A 26,237-nucleotide genomic window follows, 5' to 3' on the forward strand; every position below is an offset into this window, starting at 1 on the left:
CTAATAAAAGATCAAAAAGGTTAATGAAAGATTAATAGGGTTAACCATTGGGTAATTAGCTGGTATATTTTTGTTTATTTAGCGGTATGCTGACCAAGAGGAACCTCTATGTACTAGTTTTTGTGATTGCCGTTATTGGGCTATTGGTGGTACAATACCAATATTTGCGTGTGGGCCTTGGTTTGGCAAAAGCCCAGTTTTCGGATAAAATAGATAAGGCCAGGGAAAACATCAACAGTGAACTATCCGAAGTCAACTCGCTGACCTACACCTTGGGCAATGCCATACGAAAGGATACCTCGGAGGTCAAGATCGGGCTCGATAGCCTCCAAAAAGCCTCCCAATATTATCTGAACGATTATATATCCTATCAATTGAATGTCTCGGGAATCGATGCTCCTTTCACCTACACTTTGTACTCTAGGGATTCCATTACCTATGTAAGCTCGATTAAACCCCATCTCAGGGCAGAGAAAAACCTCACCTATCCGATAAAAGTACGGGGGTATTTGCCAGAACTGTTGAAAAAGGAAATTATCCTCGAAATTGGTTTTGAAGACCTGAACAACTACTTTTTAGGGCAGATACGAGGGCTTATAATTCCCGGGCTATTATTCCTTTTGATGATTATTGTGGTGGTCATTTGGGTCCTCAAATCATTTTATCTGCAGCGCAGTATCAATACCACCACCAACGATTTTATCAATAACCTGACCCATGAACTTAAAACCCCAGTTTTTTCCATTGGATTGGCGACCAAGATTTTGGAACAGGACATGCCCGAAAACAAAAAGGCGGTGGTCGAATTGATTCGAACAGAATCCGATAGGCTCAAAAAGCATATTGACAAGGTGCTGGAACTGGCCAGTATGGAATCGGGCAAAAAACTGCTGCAGTTTCAGGAAATCGATTTTAAGCCCGAACTGGAACGTATCTGTAATGGTTTTGCATTATTGGCTGAACATGAAGGCATCGATTTTGAATTTGAATTGGAAAATGGCCCCTACATCATTAAGGCGGAAAAATTCCATTTGGAAAATGTAGTGGCCAATTTATTGGAAAATGCCAAGAAATATTCCGATGACCCCCAAGTAAAACTTAAGGCCTACAAGCAAAAAGGACATCTTTTTATCAGTATAGCAGATAATGGTCAAGGTATTGCCAAAGAGGATATCAAAAAGATTTTCAGGAAATACTTTAGAATCAAAAATGGAGATGTACACAAAGTGAAAGGCTATGGCTTGGGGCTGTACTACGTTCAAAAAATTATTAAAATGCACCGTGGTACCATTCAGGTACAGAGTGAACCTGGACAGGGCACCACATTTACCCTATCCCTTAAACTGACAAAACATGGAGAAAAAATATAAATTGATTTTGGTGGAGGATGATAATTCCTTGGGCTACTTGCTTTCCGAGTATCTAGGGATGAAGGGTTTTGCGGTTACTTGGGCCAAAGACGCATCAGAAGCCATACAAAAAACAAAGACCAACCTATTTGATTTGGCCATATTGGATGTGATGCTCCCCGATATGGATGGTTTTGAGCTCTCCCAAAAAATAAAGGGAATCAATCCCAACCTACCTTTTATTTTCTTGACCGCTCGTTCCATGAAAATAGATGTCCTTAAGGGCTTTTCTTTGGGAGCGGTGGACTATTTGAAAAAACCCATCGACGAGGAGGAATTGGTCGTGCGTATCAATGCCCTTTTGGCCAGATTGGTGAACCCTGAAAATGAAGAGGTACAGGTTTCCCAATACGAAATAGGCGATTATATCCTCAACATGGAGAATTTTGAACTCAGTTTTAAGGGGCAACCTATTAAATTGACAGGTAAAGAATTTGATTTATTGGCGCTTTTGGCCAAAAATAAAAACCAGCTTTGTACCCACAAGGAAATCTTGACCACCGTGTGGGACAAAAATGATTACTTCAATAAAAAAAGCCTCAACGTATTTATCTCACATTTGCGTAAACATCTTTCGCAAGATCCTAAATTGAGCATTGTGAACGTAAGCCGCAGAGGATTCATGCTTCGGGTGGAAGGGGAGTAGACAACTGTTCTGGCTCGATTTTTGAGGTCTTTGTTCGCAAATCAACTCCCCGATGATTAAGTTTTTTAAAAAACATACGCAAACACCCTCGTTACGGCAATTGGACCAATTATACGCCCAAACCATTTGTAAGTGTCCCTTGCAAGAACAGATTTCGTATTGTCAAAGATTGATCGAAAGCGCAAAGTTCCATCTTGGGCAATCCTGCCCCAAAAAAGACGCTACGCACCTCAAACTACTAATCCAAGCCGCCAGTATAGAACTTCAGCGGCTACACGACAAAGGCAGTTCTCATTAGCTGGAATTTTTACCAAGTCCCCATTTTGGGCTAAAAAGCCTTATTTTTAGGATTGAAAATGATGCAAAATGAAAAAATCAATCCTCTTACTAGCCTTACTCTTGTTATCCATAAACGCATTCGCAACAGAAACCAAGCTGATGGTGCGCGCCAAGGCCAAAGACGCCAAGTTTGTGGGAAGTTCCATTGGGGGAGCACATGTCATCGTCCGGAATACATTGAATGGTGAAATACTGGCCGAGGGCAATACCACGGGGTCAACAGGCAATACTAATTTGATTATGAAAAGTGCCCACGAACGCTACACGCAATTGAGCGATGAAAACACAGCGGGTTTCTTGGCGGTGGTTGATATTGAAGAGCCTACCTTGGTTCGCGTAGAAGTCCTTTCTCCCGTACATAAGAAAAATGCACGGATACAGGCAAGCACGGAACTTTGGCTGATTCCGGGTAAAGACATTTTAGGTGACGGAATCATTCTTGAAATCCCCGGATTTGTGGTAGATATCCTAAAGCCCAATACCCACCAATACATAGCGTTGGAATCGATACCCCAATCAGGTTTGCCCATTGAGGCCCATATTGTAATGATGTGCGGTTGCCCCATTGAAGCTGAGGGTATTTGGGACTCCAACCTTATGGAGGTGAAGGCCATAGTGAAAAAGGATGGCGAAACCATAGGGGAAGTCCAGCTCACCAACCCAACCCAAAACACTTTTAAGGGTGCTATGACCGTTTCCGAAGCTGGATATTACCAAATCACGGTCTATGCCTACAATCCTCAAACAGGAAATACAGGGGTGGACATGGTAAATTATGTGGTAAGGGAATAGTTTTTTTAGACATTGCCTCATCTACATAAATTCAATTGCTTACAACGCTTAAAATCGGTACCTTTTCGGTGCATAATCCAACCAACCTTTTATGAGGCCGAAACATCTTTTTAAGTTAATCGGGTGTATCTTTATCATTGCATGCGAATCCCATCCCAAAATGGATGTTTTAGCCGAAGGTATTCCGCTGCAGATGGCCGAATACAGAAAAGGCCAAGTGTCCAACGTGGTTTACCATCTGTCTTTTGATATTCCTTCGGAAAAGGAAGAGCCGATACCCTCGATCCTGGAATTGGAGCTCGAAATCAATGACTTGTCACAGCCCTTGTATCTTGATTTTAATGCAGATGCCTCTCTGTTGAAAAGCATTCAAGTGAATGGGGAATCCCAAGAAATTGACCATCAAAAGGAACACATTATCATTGCGAAGGGAGTGAAAAAAGGTCCCAATACCATCAAAATCTCCTTCCATGCCGGAGAACTTTCATTGAACCGAAATGAGGACTATCTCTATACCTTGTTGGTTCCGGATAGGGCTAGCACCTTGTTCCCATGTTTTGACCAACCCAACATCAAGGCGAAATATGTTCTGGATATTACAGCGCCATCAGATTGGGCGGTACTCTGTGGAGCCCCATTGCAGAAACGTACTTTACAAGGTGATAAAGTGCATTATGCCTTTGAGACCAGTGACCCAATGAGCACCTATCTGTTTTCCATGGTGGCCGGAAAGTTTGAATCGGTCACCGAAAACCCGGGACAGTTTGATATGACCCTGCTTTATCGTGAAACGGATTCCGCCAAAATAGCCTATAGTCTCCCTAGAATATTTGACCTCCACCAACGGTCCATCGATTTTTTAAAGGATTACACCCAATTCGACTTTCCGTTCAAGAAATTGGACTTCGCAGCCATTCCGGGGTTTCAATATGGGGGAATGGAGCATGTCGGGGCCATCCAATACCGTCAAGGTTCCATTTTTTTGGACGAAAGCGCTACGGAACGAAGGCTCATGGGAAGTGCCAAGCTCATTGCACATGAAACCTCTCACATGTGGTTCGGGGACATGGTTACGATGGATTGGTTCAACGATGTTTGGATGAAAGAGGTTTTTGCCAATTTTATGGCCGACAAAATCGTTAATCCCGCCTTTCCCAACATTAACCATAAGCTGCAATTTATGATGTCCCATTACCGTGGAGCGTATGGAGAGGACAGAACCCGAGGTACCAATCCCATCAGACAGGATTTGGACAACCTCAAAAATGCCGGAAGTTTATACGGTGGCATTATTTATAACAAAGCACCCATTATGATGCGCCAACTGGAGGCGACCATAGGGGAGAAAGCGTTTCGTGATGGTATTCGGGAGTACATCAAAACCTATGCTTACGGGAATGCCACTTGGAACGATTTGGTCGATATTTTAGATGAAAAAAATCCGACCGACCTTAAAGCTTGGAGCGAGGTATGGGTAAATCAATCCGGAAGGTCCATCTTAACCGATGAGATCAGTTATCAAAATGGAAAAATTTCGAAGTTTACCATTTCACAACAGGCAGAAGATGGGAGCGATAAGCTATGGCCACAGTCCTTTGAGATTACCTTGGTCTATCCCGATAGCACCAGAACCATTCCTGTAGTTATTTCAGATCGTAGCGTGGAGGTGAATTTGGCCAAAGGACTCCCTAAACCCAAGACGATTATTTATAATTCCGATGCCTTTGGGTACGGACTTTTTCCTATCGATACAGACCATTTGGGCGCCATTGCCAAGCTATCTGATGAGGTGGCCCGTGCCTATGCCTATTTGAATACGTTTGAAAACGCCCTATCGGCAAAACTGGATCCCATTTTGGCTTTTGATGTATTTATGAACGGTGTCCTGAACGAGCCAAACGAATTTGTACATGGTATCATCAGTGGGCAGGCAAGCCACTTGTTCTGGAACTTCTTTACCCAAGAGCAACGGGTTGCGGCACAGTCGGAGGTGGAAGCGCTCCTTTGGAACGAGCTGTTTAAAGATAGATACCAACCCAACATCAAAAAAAACCTGTTTGAACTTTGGAAGGATTTGGCCTATTCCAAAAATGGAATGGAGCGTCTATACGCTGTTTGGAACAAAGATCAAAAAATTCCTGGACTGAGGCTTAACAAGGACGATTTTACCGAAATGGCACTATTACTTTCCGTGTATGACCACGAACTGGCAACGACCATTTTGGAAAGGGCCAAGGGCGAATTGGACAATCCCGATAAAATAGAGCGTTTTGAATTTTTAATGCCTGCGGTAAATTCGGACCAAGAGGTAAGGGCATATTTTTTTGAATCCTTTGAGAATCCCAAGAACCGTGAGAAAGAATCCTGGGTGGTGACGGCCTGTGGCTATTTGCACCATCCACTGCGGCAAAAAACGGCGATTGCACAACTTCCATTGGCACTCGATTTATTAGAAGAAATACAAAAAACAGGTGATATTTTCTTTCCGAAGCGTTGGTTGTCGGCAACAGTTGGTCAATATCAGTCTCCAGAAGCCTATCAGATGGTGGAATCATATCTTGGGGAGCATCAGGAATTGGAACCTTCCCTAAAGGGAAAATTGTTACAGGCTACGGATGATCTTTACCGGTTTACAAAAATGACCGGGAATTAGAGATTCGGTTTTGCTTCAATATTCAGAATTGTTTTAGCCCCCAAAGCATGATTTTGCTTTTTTTTATCATAAACTTTTATTGAAATAGGAGGTAAGGGATTATATTCAACCTCGAATACATTAAAATCAAAATTAGAATGAAAAAGGTCTTTTGGGGTATAGGAGCTATTCTGCTATTTTGTAGCCATGACATGTTCTTGAAATTGGACAATTATTTTCTGGAGCCAAATACGCAAGCCACAATCCAATTATTTAATGGCACTTTTGAAAAAAGTGAAAATGTAATCGATAGGAACCGCATGTTGGATGTAAGTTTGGTGGGCAATGGCCAACGCATCCAAGTCGACTCGACCCAATGGACCGAAAGAGATAGCATCACTTTTTTGAATTTTACCACAGGGAGTCCCGGAACTTGGGTGGCTGGGGTTTCGACCGCCCCACGGAACATTGCATTGGATGCGAAATCGTTCAATGATTATTTGGAACATGATGGCGTTGTGGATATGTTGGAATGGCGAAAAAATAATGGGGCACTTGAAGAGGATGCTGTTGAAAAATATTCCAAGCATGTCAAGACCATTTTTCAGGTAGGGGATAGCCTATCCGAAGATTGGAACACCGAACTCGGGTATCCCATTGAGTTTATACCGCTGGAAAATCCCTACGATTTGCACGCGGGTCACTCTTTAAAAGTCAAATTACTCTATGGCGGGAAACCTTTGGCTAATCAATTGGTCATTATCGGTTCACAAACAACTGGGGAATCCACTGCTATTGAGCACAGCCATGATGGTGGTGAGCCCCATAACCATGAAAGTGGAGAGACAGCAGACCATGATCATAACTCGGGACTTCAGCTTCGAACCGATGATACCGGTATTTTGGAGTTTACAATTGCCTCCGAAGGAATCTGGCATTTAAGAACCATCTACATGGTCCAATCCGAAGAGGAGGGGCTGACCCACGAGTCCAACTGGGCCACGCTCACTTTTGCAGTGGGTTCGGGACATAGTGCCGAACATGATGCCCATTCCGCAAGCGAGCATGGACATGCCCACGAAGAGGAGCAAGGTTTTCCATCCTACGTCTTCTGGTTGGTCAGTTTGGTGGTGATAGCTGGTCTTTTCCTGTATTTCAAAAATGTGAAGAAGTAAATGTTCGGATTTTTTAAGGTTAAACCGCTACTGCTTCTGGGTCTTTTGTTGTTTCCATCCATATTGTTGGCCCACGATGTAAGTTCCGGTGATCAGCAAATTTTGAACGATGGTGGATTGCTTTCCTATGTTTGGGTAGGAGCTAAACACATGCTTACTGGATATGACCATCTGTTATTTTTGGCAGGTGTCATCTTTTTTTTGAAGGGATTTCGGGATATCGTAAAGTTCATAACCGTATTTACCATTGGGCATAGTATTACCTTGTTGGGAGGAACCTACCTTGGTATTCAGGTCAATGAATATGCAATTGATGCCGTAATCGCATTGAGTGTGCTGTACAAAGGTTTTGAAAACTTGGATGGATTTGGTAAGCTGGGCATTAAATCTCCCAATTTATTGGGAATGGTTTTTTTGTTTGGACTTATCCATGGGTTGGGATTGTCCACAAGATTGCAATCTTTTGATATGGGCCAAGACCAAATACTTTTAAAGATCATCAGTTTTAACGTTGGTGTTGAATTGGGACAGATTGCAGCACTCATACCTATTATTTTACTCATCAACAGCTGGAAGGGAAAAACAAGTTATGCAGCTTTTTACAAGGCGTCCAATGTGTATTTGATGATTGCCGGTATTGGCTTGTTTGCCTATCAGCTATATTTGTTTTTCACCCATTCCCATTGACAAAGCGGTCTATCATTAATTCCTTTAAACAGGTTGAGTTACCGATAGATAAAATGAACAGAAAGAAAAAAGGCCCCTCACTGAAGTAAGGGGCCTCTTTCGTATTAACTACCGGAACTAAATTAGTTCTGGTCTGATGGTGACAAGTTCGGGTTGGCATCCAACTCCGCTTGTGGGATCTTGAAGATCCAATCATCGTTCACCGATGGACGCTCTACTTGGTACGCCTCTTGGTAAAGTACGGCCGATGCTCCGGAACCTCCGTCTGCAGCGTGGTCGATTCCTTCATCCCATCGGATTTTGTCCGTGTAGCCGAAACCTTCGCCCCACAATTCCAATCTTCTCTGGAACTTGATGTGATCCATCATGGACTCTTGGGTGTTGTAGATGGTGACGTCGTAAGCGCTGTCACGCTCTTCGCCCAAAGGTCTCAAAGCTTCCTGTGCACCTGGAATGTCGTTCAACATCGCCTTGGCCTCCGCCTCGATCAAGTACATCTCAGAAGTACGCATGTAGATTACGTCATCGGGATCGATAGATCCAGGATTGGCATTTTTCAACTTAAAGTGCATATACGGGTGCTGGTTGAATGAGTTGGTGATACCGTAAGTAGCATTGATTTCTGCTCTTCTCTCATTAAACCCTTCCAAATCATTTGCATAATTTGGGTCTCTTGGTAGACCTGTTTCTGGGTCAAGACCTCCTTGGTTGTTGGCGGCAGAACTGTTGGTGTTCGGCGCATCTGGAAGGAATACATCCCTTCTGTAATCCGTAGCTGGAATGGCATCCACCAATCTTCTATCGGCAATCTTTGGATTGTTCCTGATTTGGCTACCATTAAAGGTGTTACTTGCCAAATAGAAATAAGAACGGAAGAAGGTGGTCTCCGCAGCAATCACATTGCTTCCCCAAATGACCTCAGAAAGGTTGTTGGAGTTAAAACCGGACTTCCAATCGTCCTCGCCCATCAAAGGAAAGCCCTGACGTGCCATAACGGCGGCATCGGCAGCAGTTTGCCAGTCACCTTTGGATAGTGCTGTACGGGCCAAAAGACCGTAGGCCACGTTGATGTTCAATTGGGACTTGGTCTCAGGTCCACCGCTCGGTCTTCCCGTACCTTCTTCGAAACGATCGATGGCAGCAGCTAGGTCAGCCTCGATTTGGTCATAGATCTCCTGAACGGTAGATCTTGGCTCACTGGTGAAGGGAGACTCCGAAGAGAACAATAATGGTACACCTGGGTCGCTTGCAGGATTACCGATCAAGTAACCCTTGGCATAATGCTGCACCAAAGAAAGATAGGCGTAGGCCCTATAGGTGTAGGCCTGTCCCAAAATCTCGTTCAACTGTGGTGACTCCACCAAGGTTCCGTCGGTTCCTCTGTTGATCAATAGGTTGGCCCCCAAGATGATGTTGTACCTGTGGTACCACAACAATTCGCAGGTCAATGACGTCTGATCCGTATGTGAGTTCCACTGCATCTCCGTTCTCCAACCCAAGTTGTTGGCATTGGCGGAGTGGATCAAACCTCCGGAAAGGTTATCGCCAAGCGGTACCCAGTAGTGGTTGTTTGCCCTAGCTGTGTTTCCACCAGGGAATATGGTCTGTGACTGTGAATATAGTCCACGGTGCAGCCCGTTCAATATCAGCTGCATGTTGTCCTCGTTGGCCAACGCATCGGAAGCTGAAATGGCGTCCGTAGGCGTTGTTTCCAAAAAGTCGTCGTCGCATGAAGTTATGGCGATCCCTAGGAAAGCCAGTAACATTAGATTTATTTTTCTTAACATCATTTGATTTTTTTAAAAAGTTACGTTCAGCCCCATTGAGATGATACGGGCAGGGTTAAAGTCGTTACCTGCACCAGTACCCGCCAAGTTGAACTGTGGGTTGAGTCCTTTTCGTTCACTCTTGGTGTAAAGGTTTTCACCGGTAAGGGAAATCCTCAATTGGTCAAGGCCAAGTTGGTTGGCGATCTTGCTGTCGAAGGTATAGCCCAAGTTCACGTTACGCAATGCCCAGAATGAGGCATCTGTCAAGAAACGATCGGACTGTGTCCTTACCAAGTTAGGGTTACCGTTTTCCATACGTGGAACATCGGTAATGTCACCGGGTTGTCTCCACGCCCTTAAAATGTCAGGGTGCAAAGAGCTACCATAGTTTCCACTGTGCATCATAGCTGAGTACGCATTGTCCAATACGCTACCACCGATACCGTAGTTGATCAAGAAATCAAAGGAAAATCCTTTGTAGCTGATACTGTTGGCAATAGATCCCAATACATCAGGAATAGAGCTCTCACCTGTATAGGCACGCTCGGTTTCTTGCCAATCGTTTGTTGTGGCGATCTCGCCATTGGCATCCAACACGGGAACACTGTTACCGTTGTCATCCAACTCATACTGGAGGAACAACTGGTCTCCAGTTTCTGGATCTACACCGGCAGTTCTCAAAATAAAGAAATCAAACCTTGAACGTCCAACATCCCAACGCTTGGAACCGTTCACAAATGGAGAAGGCAAGCTGGTGATCTCGTTCTTGAAGGTCGAGGCCTGCAAGGTCACGTTCCATCTGAAGTCCGGTCTGCTAAACAGATTGGCGGTCAAAGCCATCTCCCAACCTGAGTTGTACATGTCCCCAACGTTCACGGGAACCTCGTTCAGACCATTACTTGGTGCAATAGGCAAGTTGTACAAAAGGTCGGAGGAGTTTCTCTTATAGTATTCCACGGAACCGTCCAAGAAGTTGTTGAACAAAGTGAACTCCAAGGCAACATCAAAGTTCTCGATGGTCTCCCATTGCAAATCCGAGTTACCTATATCCGTGTAGATAATGGCAGGATTGGCTGCGTTGGAAGTAATGGAGAATCTTGGCTGCGAAAGGAAGAAATCCAATAGGTCATCGTTACCTACCTCACCGTAAGAAGCTCTCAATTTCAATTGGTTGACCACTTCAGAACCTTTCAAGAAGTTTTCTTGGTCAATTCTCCAAGAACCACCTACAGAGTAGAAGGTACCCCATCTTGTATCAGCATCAAATACGGAAGAACCATCACGACGAACGGAACCACTGATGTAGTATTTGTTTTTGTAGTTATAGTTCAGCCTTGAGAAATACCCTTCGATACTTTTTCTTGTCGAAGAACCTCCCAAATCCACAATATTAGAGAAGTTATCAAACTCAAAAATACCGTTGGCCGCTTGAATGGTTTTCAAACCGCTATTTGAGGTGAAAGTTCTATCAAAACTTTCGTGTCCTGCGGTAATGTCTAAGTTGTGATCACCGAAGCTCTTCCTGTAAGTGATGATCTGGTTAAAGTTCTCCACTTGTCTTCTACTTCGATCTTCGCCATATCTACCGTCAGGCTGTGCATCACCGATTACGGCATTTTCATACTCTTTATTAAGAAGTTCATTGATGTCCCTACCGTAGTTCAATCGTACGCTAAGACCGTCAATAATCTCTTGCTCTGCAAAGAAACGGAAACCATAGGTATTGTTTCTGCTGCGCTCATCGTTCAACAACAACTCTTGTAGCGCGTGACGCCCTTGGCTAATAGGTCTTGACCCAATATTAAATTCTGGGAAGCCTTCACCGCTATCAAAGACAGGGTTTCCTTGTACATCCCTCACGATATTACCTTGGAGGTCGTTTACGTAAACAGGATAAACGGAACCAATGTTCTTGGCAAAACCAAATGGGTTCACAATACTTCCAGTACCAGCCGAACTTGGTGCTACAGCCTCGGTAATGGTGATGTTGGCACTACCACCAATGGTCAATTTATCGTTCACATCGAACTCTGCGTTCAAACGCGTGGTCAAACGATCAAAGTTGGATGTTACTACGTAGCTGTCCTCATCCAAATAGGATGCGGAGAAGAATACTTTGTGGTCTTCACCACCACCGGAAACGTTTACGTTATAGTTCTGGCGCACACCAGTTCTAGCCAACAAATCGTACCAGTCAAGACTTTGGTAGATAACGCTTGCATTGGGGTTCAACTGTCCATCCGTACCCACAATCTGGTCGTTAGGTACATTGAAAGGGTTGTATCCCAAGTTGTTGTAGATATTCGCAGATGCGAAAGCAGGATCACCGCCTCCGGCACTTGAATTCTTCAAAGCTTCCCACATGGTCTCGTAATAATCGCCAGGGGAAAGTTCTGGATAAAAAGGAATGGACGTGTCCACCAATCCGTACTGCATGGAAGCATTTACTTGGATACCGCCTTTTCTACCACTTTTAGTGGTGATGATCACCACTCCGTTCGCTGCACGGGAACCGTACAGAGAAGTGGAAGCGGCATCTTTAAGGATGGTAAAGGACTCGATATCCTCTTGGTTGATGGTGTTCAGTGCACCTTCGTACTGCACCCCGTCAACGATGAACAACGGATCGGTGTCACCGTTCAACGTACCCACACCACGGATTACAATACCGGGAGAAGAACCGGGACCAGTTGCCGAGGTAAACTGTACCCCTGTGGCACGACCTTCAATGGCGGCAATAGGAGAGGTCACGTTCCTAATGGATAGCTCTTCTGCTCCAACAACACTGGCGGAACCGGTAAAGGCCTCCTTGGTACTGGTACCATAAGCAGTAACAATAACCTCTTCGAGTGCCTGGGCATCCTCTTCAAGGGTTACATTGATCACAGATTGTGACCCAACTGCAATTTCTTTGGTTTTAAGCCCCAGATATGAAAAAACCAAGGTTTGTCCATTACTGGCAGAGATGGAATAATTTCCATCGAAATCTGTCTGCACACCATTTGAAGTGCCCTTCACAATAACATTTGCACCGGGTAGTGGCAGACCATCGGAGGCGGAGGTAACCGTCCCCGAGATTGTCCTACTTTGTGCAAACGTAGCCTGCACAAACAACATAAAAAGCAGTAGCAAAACTGCATTTGTTTTTGTCTTCATTAGAATGATTTTTGAATTAGTCAACCGCTAAAATGACCCTTTTTAAAAACAATTCCAATGAAACGGTCTTAAAAAACAACGATGATTTAATAAAAGAAATGCAAAAAAAGCGTTCACGATTTGATGATAATATAGCTAATTAAGAATATTTAATATAAATAATTCAAAATATTAAATTTAATTTGGTGATATGGCTCAAGGATAGTGTTAATATGGTGCATAATCCGCACAATACTAATTTTTTGTTAAACATCACAATTTGGTGTGTATTGTTGAATGCATTACTACCGTTTTAAGGGTTTAAACGAAGCCCAGAAAACTCAAATTTTCACTCCCTTTTCTGGAAAAAATAGTAGAATTTTAGTTGGCTATTTTACCTAATGCTTACCAGGGTATAAGTTGAGCTTTCGTGTTGTTGTTGTTACCCGTTGTAGTTTTACTTCCAAAGGAATTGATTAAAGGAGTTATTTTCCGATGCAGTATGTTACAATGCCCGTAAACATTGGGGTAGGGGCGTTCGAGGTGGAAAATAGGTGAAAACCTTTGTTTTCTTTTGGTAGTATTTTGTTTTCCATAACCCCAATTATTGAAGGATAATATCACTGTCTATGTTCAGTTTTTGATGCAAAGCTTTGGCTACTTTTAATGTGATTTCTCTTTTTCCGTTCAAATAATCGCTGATTCTGGATGCACTAGTATTTAGAAGAGCGGCCAAATCTTTTCGCTTTAGGCCCATTTCGAACATACGCAATTCTATCATTTCCTGTAAGGTAGGTAAACCTATTGGAAAATGGATTTCCTCATATTGCTCAATAATATCGCTAACCTCAATGAGTTCTTTGGACAATGGAGAATCTTTAGGCGTGTTATTATCAACTTCCTTCAATAGTTCCTCCAATCTAAGATTAGCTTCTACATACTGTTTATGTGATATGGTACTCATAACCTATAATTTGTCAATATTCTTTAATCTGTTATAGTCTTTGTGGTTGCCAACCCACCGTATATAAACTCGTCCTACTTGAAATAACACTATGGCAACAATTCGATAGTGGTTTCCTTTAATGTTGAATACATATCTATTATTCCCAACATTGTCAGCAGAGTTAAAGGTGTTTTTTAAATCGGCAAAACTTCTCCATTCAGCTTTCTTTGTTCGTTTATACCAATCTTGCAAGGCCACTCTAGCATTCGTCTCTTTCGAGAAATAGCTTTTTAGCTTTTTAAATGAAATGATGTGCACTTTGCCGACAAGATTTTAAATCAAAGATAACAAAAAATAACATTAAATGAAATAATATATCCAAATATGTAATTTTATTGCTATTCCATTTTGAAGAACTTAGAAAAAAATTGATGAGTTCTATCAAAAACAAATCTAGGTTTCTAAGAAAAGGAAGATGTTATTTCATTCATTGAAATAGCACCTTAGTTTGGTTTCTGTCATTTCAATAATAGTTGAGAAAACTGACCCAAGAAAATTGTTCATGTCAACGGTAAGATTTGACTTTTCTACACCAGGTTGAGCGATGGCAAACTCAAAAGCTACTTCTTTGTATTTCAATTCCTTTTTTATTTTATCAAGTTCTTTCAAATCGCCATGAAAAAACCTCAGGCCCTTCAAAACTCCCATCCCATTTCTTCTTTCCATATGTTTCAATAATTCCTCTGGTTTCCATTTATATCGAAGGGATACAATTGCTTGTCCACAGACTTCATACAAGTCAGACTTCCTTGCCCCAGACTTTTGCTTAGAATATTTACAATGTATAAGCTCAAATCTAATTAAATCTTCACTTGAGAAGATTCCAATTATATCTGCTTTTTCCCCCGAATTATCATCATTGAAAACAATATCAGCACCTCTCTCTATTAGGGATTTCATCATGTACTCTTGAATGGAATTTTCTCTTTTTATACCTTCCTTATATAGGGATTCAACAGTATATTTAACGTTTTCCCATTTAAGAGCCTCAACTCGGTCATCAGGAATTTTGCCAAATTCTGGACTTCCGTAATCAGTATGTATGCATCCTGCTATGGTACATCCGTTTAACAAGAACATCGTTGGGGGATTCTCTTCAAAAAACTTCTTTAGTGGCAGAGGTTCTCTTTTTAGACCTTCAACATTAAATTTAGAATCATCCAATCCATGAACGGTAAATCCGTTTTCTCCCCCAAGCAATATGTAAAACAAAATCTCATCACTGAACAGGTTTAATTTAAAATCTGCCCTATTCGATTCATACTTAATAGTAGTCAACGAGCATTCAGAAAGCAAATAGCTATTTGAATTGTGTTTCTGTATAGTAAGTTTATGTATCCGTCTATATAATTCCTCTGCCCAATCTGTTGCTAAAACATTTATATCTTCAGGAAACTCCTCTAATTGTACCTTTTTAGCAGAATCAACTAATAATTGATTGGAATCAATAGTTTCATCCGTAATCAATCGGCCTATATTTAAACACCAAGATTTCCATTCTTTTAAATTACCAATTCGCGCAGGACTCCACAATTTTCCTTTAACCGAGGCTCCAACACTAACTGGTAAGCCATCTCTAAACCCTATTCCAACAAAATCTGATTTTTTACTTCTTTTGCCTTCCTGCCATCTACTTAGTTCTGTTGTAACATCTGCTCCGCTCAACCTTGAATATCGATGTAGCTGATTGGCCGGTTTGAATATTCCGGCGTGTACTATGCTTAATCGTTTAATTGAATCAAAAGAACGAAAGACACAATCTCCATTAAGAATTATCGGCTTTTTTCTTGTAATCTTTTCTACTAATAAATTAAGGTCTAACCTTTTTTCAGAATATCCGATATATAAAATTTCTGTTTTTGGATCGTGATGCATAACAATCAAATCCCATGTCTGATCTTTCAAAGCATTAGTCCTAGCCCACTTAACTTTATCACGTTTTTGTGTCGTAAAGTAGAATATATTCTCTTCAGAATTAATGTATGGTTGAGAAAGAGCATATTTATTAAGGTTGAACGCATTCTTAAATAATTTCCAATCTACTTTTTTACATTGATAGGCAACACAACTTAAAGCTGGATAAACTAATTTTGGATTAAGTTCTATATCAGGTGAATCAAATCCTGAATATGGTTTACAGCCTTGAAGAAAAGTTAATAAAGATTCTGCCTCAGCCTTTTTTGCATCAGCTATCTCACTTATGACTTTTTCCCATCCAGAGCCTTCCTGAAATAGATTTTCGAGTTCTATAGACATTTTCTCCTCCGCATAGTTTACAACAAAAGAGGCATCTCCTAGTCCTTTTTTCGGCCTTGTAAATCTTCCAATAAACTGTAAAAGAACGGATAGAGACTTGTGAACTCCATGTACAGCAGCAATTTTGAATTCAGGGAAATCAAACCCCTCTTTTAACATATCAACACAAACGATTATATCAAATTCTCTTTTTTTTATGCGTTCAATGATTTGTTTTTTGCCTTTAATATTTGAATGGATAATAATAATTTTTTCATCTGGATACCACTTCTTGTAGTCTTTAAATAGCTTTTCCGCATGTACCTCTTTTTCCGCTCTTACCATCATGCAATGATTTTTCCATCCCTTTTTCCTGTCTTCTTGTAATCTTTCCATTGCAGTTTCAGCAATTGCCTTATCTTTCTTTTTGGGATGGAGCTCATCTACCGTAACTAGGGAGATTTTTGAGAAACACTTATCTTCCAAAGCTTTCGATAATGGGTAGTTATAGACTATTTTTCCTTCTATTGGTTTGCGATCATTTCTATAAGGAGTGGCAGTGAACTGAACAATTTTTGCTTTATCTAAAAGAGTTTTTATTTCTTCCCATTCATTCGCTTTTACATGATGGGCTTCATCGAAATAAACATGAGAAAAAATTTCTTTGAGACTTTGCTTTATTTCTTTTGGGGCTTGCGCAATTAATGCGGGGGTAGTTACAATTACATCAGCAGTTTTTAGAAAATCTACAGAATTATCTTCAGTTAATGTTTTATTGAGAACTATTATTGTTGGGTTTGGAAATGTTTGGGGGATTACACCAAGTTCACGTAAAATTCCCCAGCTTTCGAATTTTTCGGCGATTTGTAACTTTAGTTCTACCGTTGGAACAACCACCAAAGTTCTTTGTGCCTTATCCGCTAAAGTAGTCACTAACATGGTCTCTGTCTTCCCGGTTCCAGTAGGCAATACTATTGTAGAGACGTCATCAGAAACTGACCAATGTGATAAAAGTGCGTAAACAGCACCGATCTGAGCTGGCCTCAATTTTATACCAGATTCACCAACCCCACCAATTTTTACATCTTGGTAGCGTTCTTTATAATCACCAATAGTACTTTCTACACACCCCTTTATTTGATATCTATCCTTGTTTTTACCCTTTCCTTTTTCTAACACGGCCCTAAAAGATATATTCTCATGAGTAATTTTAAATGTACCATCATTCTCATGAACAGCTTTTAAGTTTCTTTTTTCTTTACCAAGAGCTAGTTGAGATAATAACCCTATTTTACTTTTTTTATACTTATAGAATACAGCATCTTCAATCTGTAGTTTTACTTCATAAGCTAAGTTTAGACTTTGTTGTTTCATATATTTTGCATTTCATGGAAATGAATTAACGGATTCATATTTAGTATGTTAAATATCGATAATGAGGAAAAGAAAAAAATATTTGTAGCTATAAACTTGTTAGGAGTATTCAACAATTCGTTTAGGCGTAAGAATTTAGGGATGAATGACAGGTTTAAAAGCCAGTGTTTGAATGCCAATACAGATTATTGGAATTTTTTTATCTCGTCCCAAATCCTTACCCAAAACTTTGCGCGTGAATCCTGTCCGGTTTTTGTAGTGTTCCGGCAGATAAGCGTGAAGCAAAAATCGGGCAGGGCGCAAACTACTTTTTGCCTTTGGGCTTGCGCCATTCTTCATAGAGGGCACCTGCTTCGGGGGTTTCCTCCATAAATCGCTCAAAGTGCCTGACTGCATTACTTTCGCCTTGGGAAAAAGCCGCTTGCTCCTTTTTGGGGATTCTTGAAACTTGGAATAGGGCATATCCCAAAACCAACAAGATGATTACGGATAATGCCCAAAAAAGCTTTACAGCCCATTTGGGAAGGGCCATTGACTTTTTAGTGTGGTAGATGACATTAGCCAAGAGCTTATTCTGTTCATCCACCGCTTTCTTTTGATGGTCATTGTATCGTTTTACGATAAAATCGATGTCCGAAGTGTCAGCTTGAATTTTATAGGTCATCAAAAAGGCTTTCAATTCTTCCATTCGGTTGACCGAGTTTTCGAAGCCTTTGATTTCTTCCGTTAGCAACTCCGCTATTTCATCTAATTTTGCCATAATCTTAAATTTCCATTCCTAATCCAATTGTTTTTTTGACAGCCAATTTGATAGCCTTTTTAGCGATGGTTGAGGCTAGGTTAGGGGATAGGCCCACAGTCTTTCCCAATACTTTTAATGTATTGTCTTTAGCTATTGTTTGAATAATGTTTTTGTCAAACCCGATTCGTTCGGCTATTCGCGCCATCGACATGGAACGATGCACTTCACTTCCTTTAAGATTTTGGCCTTTGTACTCAAAGCGGAAACCCCGCAACTGATTTGATTTGTTGATACTTGGAATAACTTCAACTTTCATTTGTTTCATGTATTTGATGTACTGATCAAAATCTTTGGGTTTCATTTCGGTAATTACCTTTTCATGGATTTGCTTTATTTCCTGTCGTACATTTTTCACAAGGTTCGATTTCTCTTGTTGCACTTCCCTAACCGTGGTCAAGCCTATTTCTTTTGCCACTCGTTCTGCAGCTTGTTGGCTCCGCTTTCCAATAAAATTGTCCTTGTAAGCCTGTCCTTGAAAGTTGATTCGGTTCACATACAAATGGATATGGACATGCTTCCTGTTTCTGTGAACAAAGGCAATCGCCTGATTCTCCTGTAATTTCATCTGTTTTAAAAAGCGTTCCGTGATTTCTTGGAGCTGTTTGTTTTTCATTTCTTGCCCATCCTTGATGGTCGGACTCAGCACGAAGCTCAAGGTGTTCTTTTTGCATTGATGGTTCTGCTGTTGGATGGTCCTGAACTCCTGGGTAATTTCTTTAGGGGTTTCTCCCGCCAAATATTGGCTATGGACAATCTCAGGTTTCTTTTCTTCCCGAAGTCCATAGGCCATGGAAGCAGATGTGTGCGATATGGATTTTCCCATCCCGATCATACCTTAAAACTTAAAAGGTGTTCCCTTATTTCTTTTGCTAAGTGGGTGACTTCATCCGCTAATTTTGGATTTCGTTTTCGAAACATATTCCCGATGCGTTTAAAATTGTTCTGGTACTGCAACAATAATTTATAGGCCTCGATTTGATCTTCTGATAAACGTTCAATAATCCTGTCATCAAATGCGGCACGGCGGCAGTACTCACTGATGGAAATTCCGCTCTTCTTAGCTTTAATTTTCAGAAGCTTCTTTTCATAAATAGAACATCGAAATTGTACGAACTCTTTTTTCATTTTAGATATTTCTTGATTTCCAATTTTTAAAATAATCACATCGGAACCCCTTTCTTAAATAACATATCGATTGCCAAATCAACAGTTCCGATCTTTTGCGACCAACGGGAGCAAAAGCAAGATTTGTCATGACAATGACACATCTTGAATTCTCACTCAGACGGATTTAAGGAGAAATGTTCCGTTTCTCTCTTTTCTCCCTATCCATAAAAATCATTTTCTGTTTTTAAGACTATACTGAAGAGCTTCGTTTTCCATTTCAGCTTTGGATTTTCTCCTGTTCTGCAACAACCAAATATTAATCTTCTTCTTTTCAAAGAATATCATTTTACCATTGGGTTTTGAATGTGGAATTTGTCTTCTGGAGGTAAGCTTGTACAAGAAGCTTCGTGAAACTCCCATATAATCGCAAGCCTCCTCAAAAGTCAACACGTCCTTGCTATTGGTCAATAACCTTTCTATACGGTCGAGTCGTTCTTCGATCTTCAAATAATCCATCATCTTTGATTTTAAGGTTTAACAATGGACAAAAGCTTTTGTTCTTTTTAATAGAATTCTTTCAGCAAACTAGCATAGGAAACAATAGGAAAGGCTTGCATTGCATGTGGTGCAAGCAAAAAAGAGGACAATGCAAGCAGATTTTTAGGAAAATGGGGTAAAAACGGCTTCCAATTCCTCGTTTCTTTTGGAAACCCTGTTTCTGGTCAGGGCGTTTCTAACGGTATTGTAGTTATATCGTCGCCCATCCTCGCGTCTCAGCAAATCGGAGTTTTTGATGAAATCAATAAGCTGCAAATCATTCTTGGGAAAGGTCAACTTGAACAGTTCATAAAACTCTTTACAAGCAGGGTTCTTTAATCTCAGATGAATCTTCGCATCATGTTCGTCCCAATTCTTTAAAAAGCATTTTATGAAATTGTCTTTTGATGTCTTATCCATAACAACCATATCATAGCGAATCATGTTGTCGTAAAGCTTCCCCAATTGGGCTTCACTGATTGAAATATTGAAATTTCTGGAGGATTTTAGTTTTTCTTTGATTTTAGGAATGAATACCTTCTTGAATCTTTTTGTCCAGGTCACTTGTGTCATGAATATTCCTCCTAAAAAAAGAAAGCAGCCAGCAACTAAGTAAAAAGTAGCAAACCGCCCTGGATGATCCAGGATTGCATTGAAACCCAACTGCATATTGAGTAGACCTATGGCATAGAACACCAATCTGGGCTTTTCCACATATTTGTCCCATTTGAAAGGTTCATTGAACATAAACCGCATGAGGAGTACCAGATATGGTGCTATAATCCTGATTGCAACATAAGCAAAGCAGGCGAGCATGATATACTTTAGAATGGGCAGCATCTCCTCAATTTAACATTTTTTCCTGTGGAAAGCCACAGTATGGGATGTAATGCCGCTTTTTACGACCACGTTCTTGTAAGATGTACTTTGTGGGTAGGGAAATGAAAGGTCAAGCGGTCTTTCCACCGCTTGTGCTTTCTCGCGGCTCTGAGGGTGTCGGAAAACCGAAAGGTTTTGCGACTTCCGCCTTTAGGTTTGTACTATAAATATTTGTGTTAATTTTTGAGAAAAGAAAGGGGTGAACTATGACTTCCGCTGGTCTATAGAACCAACCCCTGTATTAGTCCCCTTTCTTACTCTCAGTTGCTTATGTGCCATTTAGAATAGTAGTCTTTTAGGACTTTTAAAGGTCTTAGTAAAAGCAACTTCTTTATTAATCTAAATACCAAATTATGAAATTCAAAGACGCTATTGGAATCGATGTTTCAAAAAATACCATCGATGTATTTATTCACGGACCAAAACTGACACAGCAATTCGAGAACGATCTCAAAGGATTCAAAAAAATGTACAAGTGGGCAACGTCCCATTATTCGGGAGATGATTTTGACCACGTTATTTTTTGTTTTGAATATACGGGCATTTATTCTACACCCTTGTCAATCTTTCTGGACGACCTGAAACAAGCATTTATCCTGGTCGCACCACTGCAGATTAAAAAGTCGATGGGAATGGTAAGGGGCAAAAACGATAAGGTCGATGCCTATAGAATCGCAGAATATGCCTATTTGAGAAGGGATTTGATAAAACCGACCAAAATACCCTCCAAAAATATCATGAAACTTCAAAAGCTGATATCGTTAAGGGAAAAACTTGTGAAGCAAAGAGCGGGATTCTCAGCAGATTTAAAAGAATATCGAACAGTTCTTGGCAAAGAAAGACATGGACCTATCATCAATGTCCAAAACAAGATGCTAAATTATTTGGCCAAACAGATCAAGGCGATCGAGCAAGAATTGAAAGAGCTCATTAAAAATGACGAGCACATCAATAAGATTTACAAATTGGTAACTTCCGTGGATGGAATTGGTCTTATACTGGCCGTCAACCTGATAGTTACTACCAACTGCTTTATGAACTTTGACTGTGCACGTAAATATGCCTGCTATGCAGGTATTGCCCCGTTCGAAAAACAGTCCGGAACTTCGTTGAGATCCAAATCAAAAGTAAGCCACACTGCGAACAAGAACATGAAGTCCCTCCTAACTTTGGCCGCATTCTCGGCAATCCAGAAAAACTCGGAACTTAAAAATTATTATAGAAACAGGTTGGAAAAAGGAAAAAGCAAGATGGGTACAATCAACATTATCCGCAACAAAATTGTGCACCGTGTCTTTGCCGTTGTCAAAAGGCAAACACCATATGTGAACGTACATGCATTCGCAAACTGAATTTTAACATTTTAAGTTTGGTTTTACCTTAGAATACAGGGACATAGGACTGAACATAAAAAGAACTTTGTGTGCTCTCCTCGAAAAAATAGTGTCCCAAATTGTTCGTTTTACAATACTCTAGAAAACATCAAGTTCGAATCAATAACAGGTTTTTTTTTCGATAAGTCTTGATGAATTAACTGGTACTCTAAACAAAGTTGTGCCAAATCAACTCATAAATTGTTCATAGCATGTTTTGTTCACAACACATTTTGATTGAAAAAAATTGATTCCTATTCTTATATTTAAACAAACACTTCTATTGAATAAACCAAGAAATGAACTTCGAAACCGAAAAAAGATTGGCTGCATCAGAAGCTGTAAAACTAATCGAAGATGAAATGACCGTCGGGCTAGGTTCGGGGTCCACATCGGCGTATATGATTCGAATGCTCGGAGAGAAAGTTGCAAATGGTTTGAAGATCAGGGGTGTGCCCTCATCGGAGAGAACGGCTGCATTGGCACGTGAGAAGGGCATTCCCCTAATCTCTTTGGACGATGCTAAAAAAATCGACATCAATCTGGACGGGGCAGATGAATTCGACCCCCAAATGCGATTGATCAAGGGCGGTGGCGGAGCATTGTTGCGTGAGAAAATCATCGCCCATAATTCAAAGGTCAACATTATTATTACCGATTCGAGCAAGCAGGTCGAACGGTTGGGTAAGTTTAAACTGCCAGTGGAGACTATTCCTTTCGCAACCAAGAAGATTATCAGCAAATTGGAGGATATGGGCTTAAAACCGATACCTAGAAAAGCCAACGGAGCACTTTACGTTACTGATGAAAACAACTATATTGTTGATATTGACATCTGGGAACATAATGATTTGGAAATGTTGGAGTATAATCTAATACGAATTCCCGGAATTGTGGAGACAGGACTTTTTCTAAATACTGCGGATATGATTATCATGGGTAAAGGTGATGCAGTAACCGTGTTTCAAAAAAAATAAAAATGAGATTTCAATATAAAGGAAGCAACGAAGGAAGTTTCGACCTGATAGATACTTCGGAACAAAAGTTCAGTGCCAACGAACTCAAGAAAGATTGTTATAAAATCGTCTGGGCACGTAAAGATAGTATCTCACTTGGTGTGGACGGATATCGGGTATTGCTCAAGGAAAACCACCTTTTATTCGCCTCTTCATTGAACCGCCTCGATTTTGAGGTCGAGAACAAAGACGTGCTCCTCTATGCCTTCAACCGAGAGTTTTATTGCATTAGGGACCATGATTCAGAGGTTTCCTGCAACGGTTTTTTGTTTTTGGGCACCTCATCTCCCTTGGTTGTCGAATTGACAGAGAAAGAGCTTAAGAGTTTCAATCTGTTGTACGAGTTCTTTGTAGAAGAATTTGAAAACAATAAAGACCATATACAGGGCGAAATGTTGTTGGTCTTGCTCAAAAGATTGCTGATAATGTCCGTTCGGATTGCAAGAAAAGTATTGCCCGACGAAGATATGCCACAATTAAAGCTCGATGCCATTCGCCGATTCAAGTTGTTGGTCGAAATGCACTTTAGGGAAAAGCACAAGGTTCAGGAATACGCTGAACTCATGCATGTGACCCCGAAATCGATTTCCAATCTGTTTGCCCGTTATTTCCATAAAACGCCTCTTCAGCTCATCAATGAACGCATTATTTTGGAGAGCAAAAGGCTATTGGAGTTTTCCGACAGCAATGTCAACGAAATTGCCTATGCACTGGGATTCAACGAAATCTCACATTTTTCTAAGTTTTTCAAGACACATACAGGAGTATCGCCCAAGGAATATTTGAGGGGACTCAGCGCAGAAAACAGCTAGTCAATTTGGCATTTGAGCAAAATATACAAATGGCAATGATAAATCCGTAATAAGCTAAGCGGTATTGTGTCTTAATTTTGTACCAAACAAAAGGAGGAAAGGATATGAACAACAATAAGGATAAGAATATGCTGAATTGGGCCGATGTCATTCATTTTGCGACAAAAGGGAATCCAGAGCCTGATAGAAGGGTCGAAAAAACCGAGGCGGAATGGAAAGAAATCCTGACACCAGAACAATTCAGGATCACCCGTTTAAAAGGTACGGAAGCACCCCATTCAGGTGCATTGTGTAGTATTTACGAAGCGGGCAAATACAATTGCGTGTGCTGTGATACTCCTTTGTTCGATTCAACGATAAAGTTTAATTCGGGTACTGGTTGGCCAAGTTTTACCCAACCTATCAAAGAAAATGCCATTAAATACGAAAAAGATACGTCGTTCGGCATGGTGCGGGTAGAGGTCATGTGCAACACTTGCGATGCACACCAAGGACACGTTTTCCCTGATGGACCGGAGCCCAGTGGACTGCGGTACTGTATCAACAGTGAGGCACTCACTTTGCAAGAAGATAAAGAAGAGGCTAACAGTTAATAAAAGAAAGGTAATAAAATGGAAGTAATGACCGTAGGAGGTGGCTGCTTCTGGTGTGTAGAAGCCATCTTTCAACAAGTAAAAGGAGTTGAAAAAGTAGTATCTGGGTATAGCGGAGGCGATTGTCCCGGTCACCCGACGTACAGAGAAATTTGCTCTGGCCGAACCGGACATGCAGAAGTGGTCAAGGTCACCTTTGATCCCAAAGTGATCAGCTACGAAGAGTTACTTGTCATTTTTATGACCACACATGATCCTACTACGCTCAACAAACAAGGGGCTGATATGGGTACGCAATACAGGTCGGTCGTCTATTATCACAATGACGAACAAAAAGAGATTATTGATCAAGTAATCAAACAGTTGAACCCTTATTTTGATAATAAAATCGTGACCGAAGTGAGCCCTGCGGAAATATTTTATGCCGCTGAGGACTATCATCAAAATTACTACAATGAAAATAGCAGCCAAGGGTATTGTAGCTTAGTGATTACGCCGAAGCTGAACAAACTGCGAAAGATGTATGCCGATAAATTAAAGGCTGCTTAGAGAATGTTCTGAAATTTATGATAAGAGTTTTTATAGGTCATTTTGGATGCACTTCTAGGCAAAATTTTCGAGCATAGCCATAGCTACGGTCTAAAATTTTAACGACGAAGGGCACAAAAAGGGGCATAAAAGAATAGTCAATAAATATCAAAACATTCTCTCAATTCTCCGAGAACTTTATAGTATTGAAGTTCCCCCATTATATAGCCTGCAAAGGGGTGTGACCCACCCCTCGCAGGTCACTTAAAAACAACAATGAGAATTTTAATAAGTCCCGTGGTGTTCTGGGTGTTCTTTGCCCAGACCCAAGACAAAAGAAAGAAAATAAAAATGAACAAAACAGTTGAAAATAAAGTATTCAAGGCTCCTGAGTTTGATGTAAAGGAATGGATCGATGCCAATGGCGACAAAACGGATCAGATCAAACTGTCCGATTTTGATGGTAAGTTCAAAGTGGTGTACTGTTTTCAAAGCTGGTGCCCCGGTTGCCACAGCAAAGGGCTACCGGATTTAAAGAAAATGGTCGAGGCTTTGGAAGGGAATGATAAAGTCGCCTTTTTGGCGGTACAAACGGTATTTGAAGGCCATCATGCCAATACCTATGAAAATATGATCGAGACGCAAAAACAGTACGGGCTTAAAATTCCCTTTGGCCATGATGCCGGAGATGACGGCGAATCCAGATCGAACATCATGACCAATTACCGTACGGGGGGTACCCCATGGTTCATTTTGATCGATCAAAACAACAATGTGGTGTTCGCCGATTTTCATTTGAACGCCGATGCCGCGATTCAGGTCTTGAAAAGCGTTGAATAAATGTTGCGAAACGTTCCTGAAATAAAACTGTACGGGGCAGATGGCTGTCACAAGACACGCTATTACCAGTTGGTGCTTGAAAGCACCCGTCTGCCCTTTGCATTTTTGGATGTCGAAGCCGATGAGGGTCATGCGAGTGAACTTCGAAGCCTTTACACCAACGGAAAGTTGAACTTCCCGACGATAACCATTGGCAGAAAAAAGTTAAGAAATCCGTATAAAGATGAGCTGTTTAAATGGCTCCATAAATTGATACCGAGTATGCTGGAAATAAAACACGATAAAGAAGCCCAAAAGTTCACTATGGATATTAATGGGGAAGAAGCAAGGGTAGAGTACAATTTGCGCGATGGCAAAATGTACCTCGTACATTCTGAGGTGCCTTATCAATTGAGAGGGCGCGGCATAGGTAAAGAGCTGGTGCTAAAGACTTTTGAAAAATTGACGGAAGAAGGATATAAAGCCGTTGCGATATGTACCTATATCAAGGCCATAAAGAACCGGGACCCAAAATGGAAAGAAATAATCGAATAAAAAAGAAAGGAAAATAA

Annotated in this window: 23 protein-coding genes; 13 read left to right on the plus strand and 10 right to left on the minus strand. The window is 41.0% G+C overall.

Annotated elements, in window-relative coordinates; translation table 11 throughout:
- Positions 1–86 precede the first annotated feature (86 nt).
- The 6 genes from GGE08_RS10285 to GGE08_RS10310 all read left to right on the plus strand — a co-directional run bounded on the left by GGE08_RS10285 (position 87) and on the right by GGE08_RS10310 (position 7,680).
- Positions 87–1,370: a cell wall metabolism sensor histidine kinase WalK gene (locus GGE08_RS10285; protein WP_179384802.1), complete on the plus strand. Its 1,284-nt coding sequence runs from the start codon at positions 87–89 to the stop codon at positions 1,368–1,370.
- Positions 1,354–2,055 (plus strand): response regulator transcription factor, encoded by a 702-nt coding sequence (locus GGE08_RS10290; protein ID WP_179384803.1) that lies wholly within the window; start codon positions 1,354–1,356, stop codon positions 2,053–2,055. Before GGE08_RS10285 ends, GGE08_RS10290 begins: the two co-directional genes overlap by 17 nt.
- Positions 2,056–2,421: 366 nt before the next feature.
- Positions 2,422–3,186 (plus strand): hypothetical protein, encoded by a 765-nt coding sequence (locus GGE08_RS10295; protein ID WP_179384804.1) that lies wholly within the window; start codon positions 2,422–2,424, stop codon positions 3,184–3,186.
- 160 nt (positions 3,187–3,346) lie between these two features.
- Positions 3,347–5,839 carry a M1 family metallopeptidase gene (locus tag GGE08_RS10300; RefSeq protein ID WP_257024001.1) on the plus strand — a complete coding sequence of 831 codons (2,493 nt, stop codon included), beginning with the start codon at positions 3,347–3,349 and terminating at the stop codon, positions 5,837–5,839.
- Positions 5,840–5,976: 137 nt separating this feature from the next.
- Positions 5,977–6,993 carry a DUF4198 domain-containing protein gene (locus tag GGE08_RS10305; RefSeq protein WP_179384806.1) on the plus strand — a complete coding sequence of 339 codons (1,017 nt, stop codon included), beginning with the start codon at positions 5,977–5,979 and terminating at the stop codon, positions 6,991–6,993.
- A complete protein-coding gene (locus GGE08_RS10310; RefSeq protein ID WP_179384807.1) occupies positions 6,994–7,680 on the plus strand; it encodes a HupE/UreJ family protein in 687 nt (228 codons plus the stop codon).
- Positions 7,681–7,802: 122 nt separating this feature from the next.
- On the opposite strand, the gene GGE08_RS10315 is transcribed toward GGE08_RS10310, so the two are convergent.
- The 10 genes from GGE08_RS10315 to GGE08_RS10360 all read right to left on the minus strand — a co-directional run bounded on the left by GGE08_RS10315 (position 7,803) and on the right by GGE08_RS10360 (position 20,485).
- Positions 7,803–9,467 (minus strand): RagB/SusD family nutrient uptake outer membrane protein, encoded by a 1,665-nt coding sequence (locus tag GGE08_RS10315; RefSeq protein WP_179384808.1) that lies wholly within the window; start codon positions 9,465–9,467, stop codon positions 7,803–7,805.
- Positions 9,468–9,479: 12 nt separating this feature from the next.
- On the minus strand, positions 9,480–12,605 hold the full coding sequence (locus GGE08_RS10320; RefSeq protein ID WP_179384809.1) for a TonB-dependent receptor: 3,126 nt from the start codon (positions 12,603–12,605) through the stop codon (positions 9,480–9,482).
- A 583-nt stretch (positions 12,606–13,188) separates the two neighbouring features.
- Positions 13,189–13,548 carry a type II toxin-antitoxin system HigA family antitoxin gene (locus GGE08_RS10325; protein ID WP_179384810.1) on the minus strand — a complete coding sequence of 120 codons (360 nt, stop codon included), beginning with the start codon at positions 13,546–13,548 and terminating at the stop codon, positions 13,189–13,191.
- 3 nt (positions 13,549–13,551) lie between these two features.
- The gene (locus tag GGE08_RS10330; protein ID WP_179384811.1) at positions 13,552–13,848 is read right to left on the minus strand and encodes a type II toxin-antitoxin system HigB family toxin; all 297 of its coding nucleotides are present in this window, start codon (positions 13,846–13,848) and stop codon (positions 13,552–13,554) included.
- 165 nt (positions 13,849–14,013) lie between these two features.
- Entirely contained in the window at positions 14,014–17,199 is a 3,186-nt protein-coding gene (locus tag GGE08_RS10335) for a DEAD/DEAH box helicase (protein WP_179384812.1), read from the minus strand.
- A gap of 304 nt (positions 17,200–17,503) precedes the next feature.
- Positions 17,504–17,959, minus strand: a complete 456-nt coding sequence (locus GGE08_RS10340) for a DUF6730 family protein (RefSeq protein ID WP_179384813.1) — start codon at positions 17,957–17,959, stop codon at positions 17,504–17,506.
- A gap of 4 nt (positions 17,960–17,963) precedes the next feature.
- Positions 17,964–18,824: a relaxase/mobilization nuclease domain-containing protein gene (locus tag GGE08_RS10345; protein WP_306456990.1), complete on the minus strand. Its 861-nt coding sequence runs from the start codon at positions 18,822–18,824 to the stop codon at positions 17,964–17,966.
- A 5-nt stretch (positions 18,825–18,829) separates the two neighbouring features.
- Complete coding sequence (mbpA, locus tag GGE08_RS10350; RefSeq protein WP_179384815.1) at positions 18,830–19,126, minus strand: mobilization protein MbpA; 297 nt, start codon at positions 19,124–19,126, stop codon at positions 18,830–18,832.
- Between the two features lie 213 nt (positions 19,127–19,339).
- Positions 19,340–19,624 carry a helix-turn-helix domain-containing protein gene (locus GGE08_RS10355; RefSeq protein WP_179384816.1) on the minus strand — a complete coding sequence of 95 codons (285 nt, stop codon included), beginning with the start codon at positions 19,622–19,624 and terminating at the stop codon, positions 19,340–19,342.
- Between the two features lie 144 nt (positions 19,625–19,768).
- On the minus strand, positions 19,769–20,485 hold the full coding sequence (locus tag GGE08_RS10360; protein ID WP_179384817.1) for a hypothetical protein: 717 nt from the start codon (positions 20,483–20,485) through the stop codon (positions 19,769–19,771).
- Between the two features lie 392 nt (positions 20,486–20,877).
- Between GGE08_RS10360 and GGE08_RS10365 the strand changes: the two genes are divergently transcribed.
- The 7 genes from GGE08_RS10365 to GGE08_RS16115 all read left to right on the plus strand — a co-directional run bounded on the left by GGE08_RS10365 (position 20,878) and on the right by GGE08_RS16115 (position 26,220).
- Positions 20,878–21,876: an IS110 family transposase gene (locus GGE08_RS10365; RefSeq protein ID WP_179384818.1), complete on the plus strand. Its 999-nt coding sequence runs from the start codon at positions 20,878–20,880 to the stop codon at positions 21,874–21,876.
- A 320-nt stretch (positions 21,877–22,196) separates the two neighbouring features.
- The gene (rpiA, locus tag GGE08_RS10370; protein WP_179384819.1) at positions 22,197–22,874 is read left to right on the plus strand and encodes a ribose-5-phosphate isomerase RpiA; all 678 of its coding nucleotides are present in this window, start codon (positions 22,197–22,199) and stop codon (positions 22,872–22,874) included.
- Between the two features lie 2 nt (positions 22,875–22,876).
- Entirely contained in the window at positions 22,877–23,725 is an 849-nt protein-coding gene (locus GGE08_RS10375) for a helix-turn-helix domain-containing protein (RefSeq protein ID WP_179384820.1), read from the plus strand.
- 128 nt (positions 23,726–23,853) lie between these two features.
- Entirely contained in the window at positions 23,854–24,318 is a 465-nt protein-coding gene (gene msrB / locus GGE08_RS10380; RefSeq protein WP_179384976.1) for a peptide-methionine (R)-S-oxide reductase MsrB, read from the plus strand.
- Between the two features lie 18 nt (positions 24,319–24,336).
- Positions 24,337–24,867, plus strand: a complete 531-nt coding sequence (gene msrA, locus GGE08_RS10385; RefSeq protein ID WP_179384821.1) for a peptide-methionine (S)-S-oxide reductase MsrA — start codon at positions 24,337–24,339, stop codon at positions 24,865–24,867.
- Positions 24,868–25,122: 255 nt separating this feature from the next.
- Positions 25,123–25,686 (plus strand): peroxiredoxin family protein, encoded by a 564-nt coding sequence (locus tag GGE08_RS10390; RefSeq protein ID WP_257024003.1) that lies wholly within the window; start codon positions 25,123–25,125, stop codon positions 25,684–25,686.
- Positions 25,687–26,220 (plus strand): N-acetyltransferase, encoded by a 534-nt coding sequence (locus GGE08_RS16115; protein WP_257024004.1) that lies wholly within the window; start codon positions 25,687–25,689, stop codon positions 26,218–26,220. It begins immediately after the preceding gene.
- Positions 26,221–26,237 lie beyond the last annotated feature (17 nt).

The sequence above is a fragment of the Allomuricauda sp. ARW1Y1 genome (genome assembly GCF_013407935.1).
In the GTDB taxonomy this organism is placed as follows: Bacteria; Bacteroidota; Bacteroidia; order Flavobacteriales; family Flavobacteriaceae; genus Flagellimonas.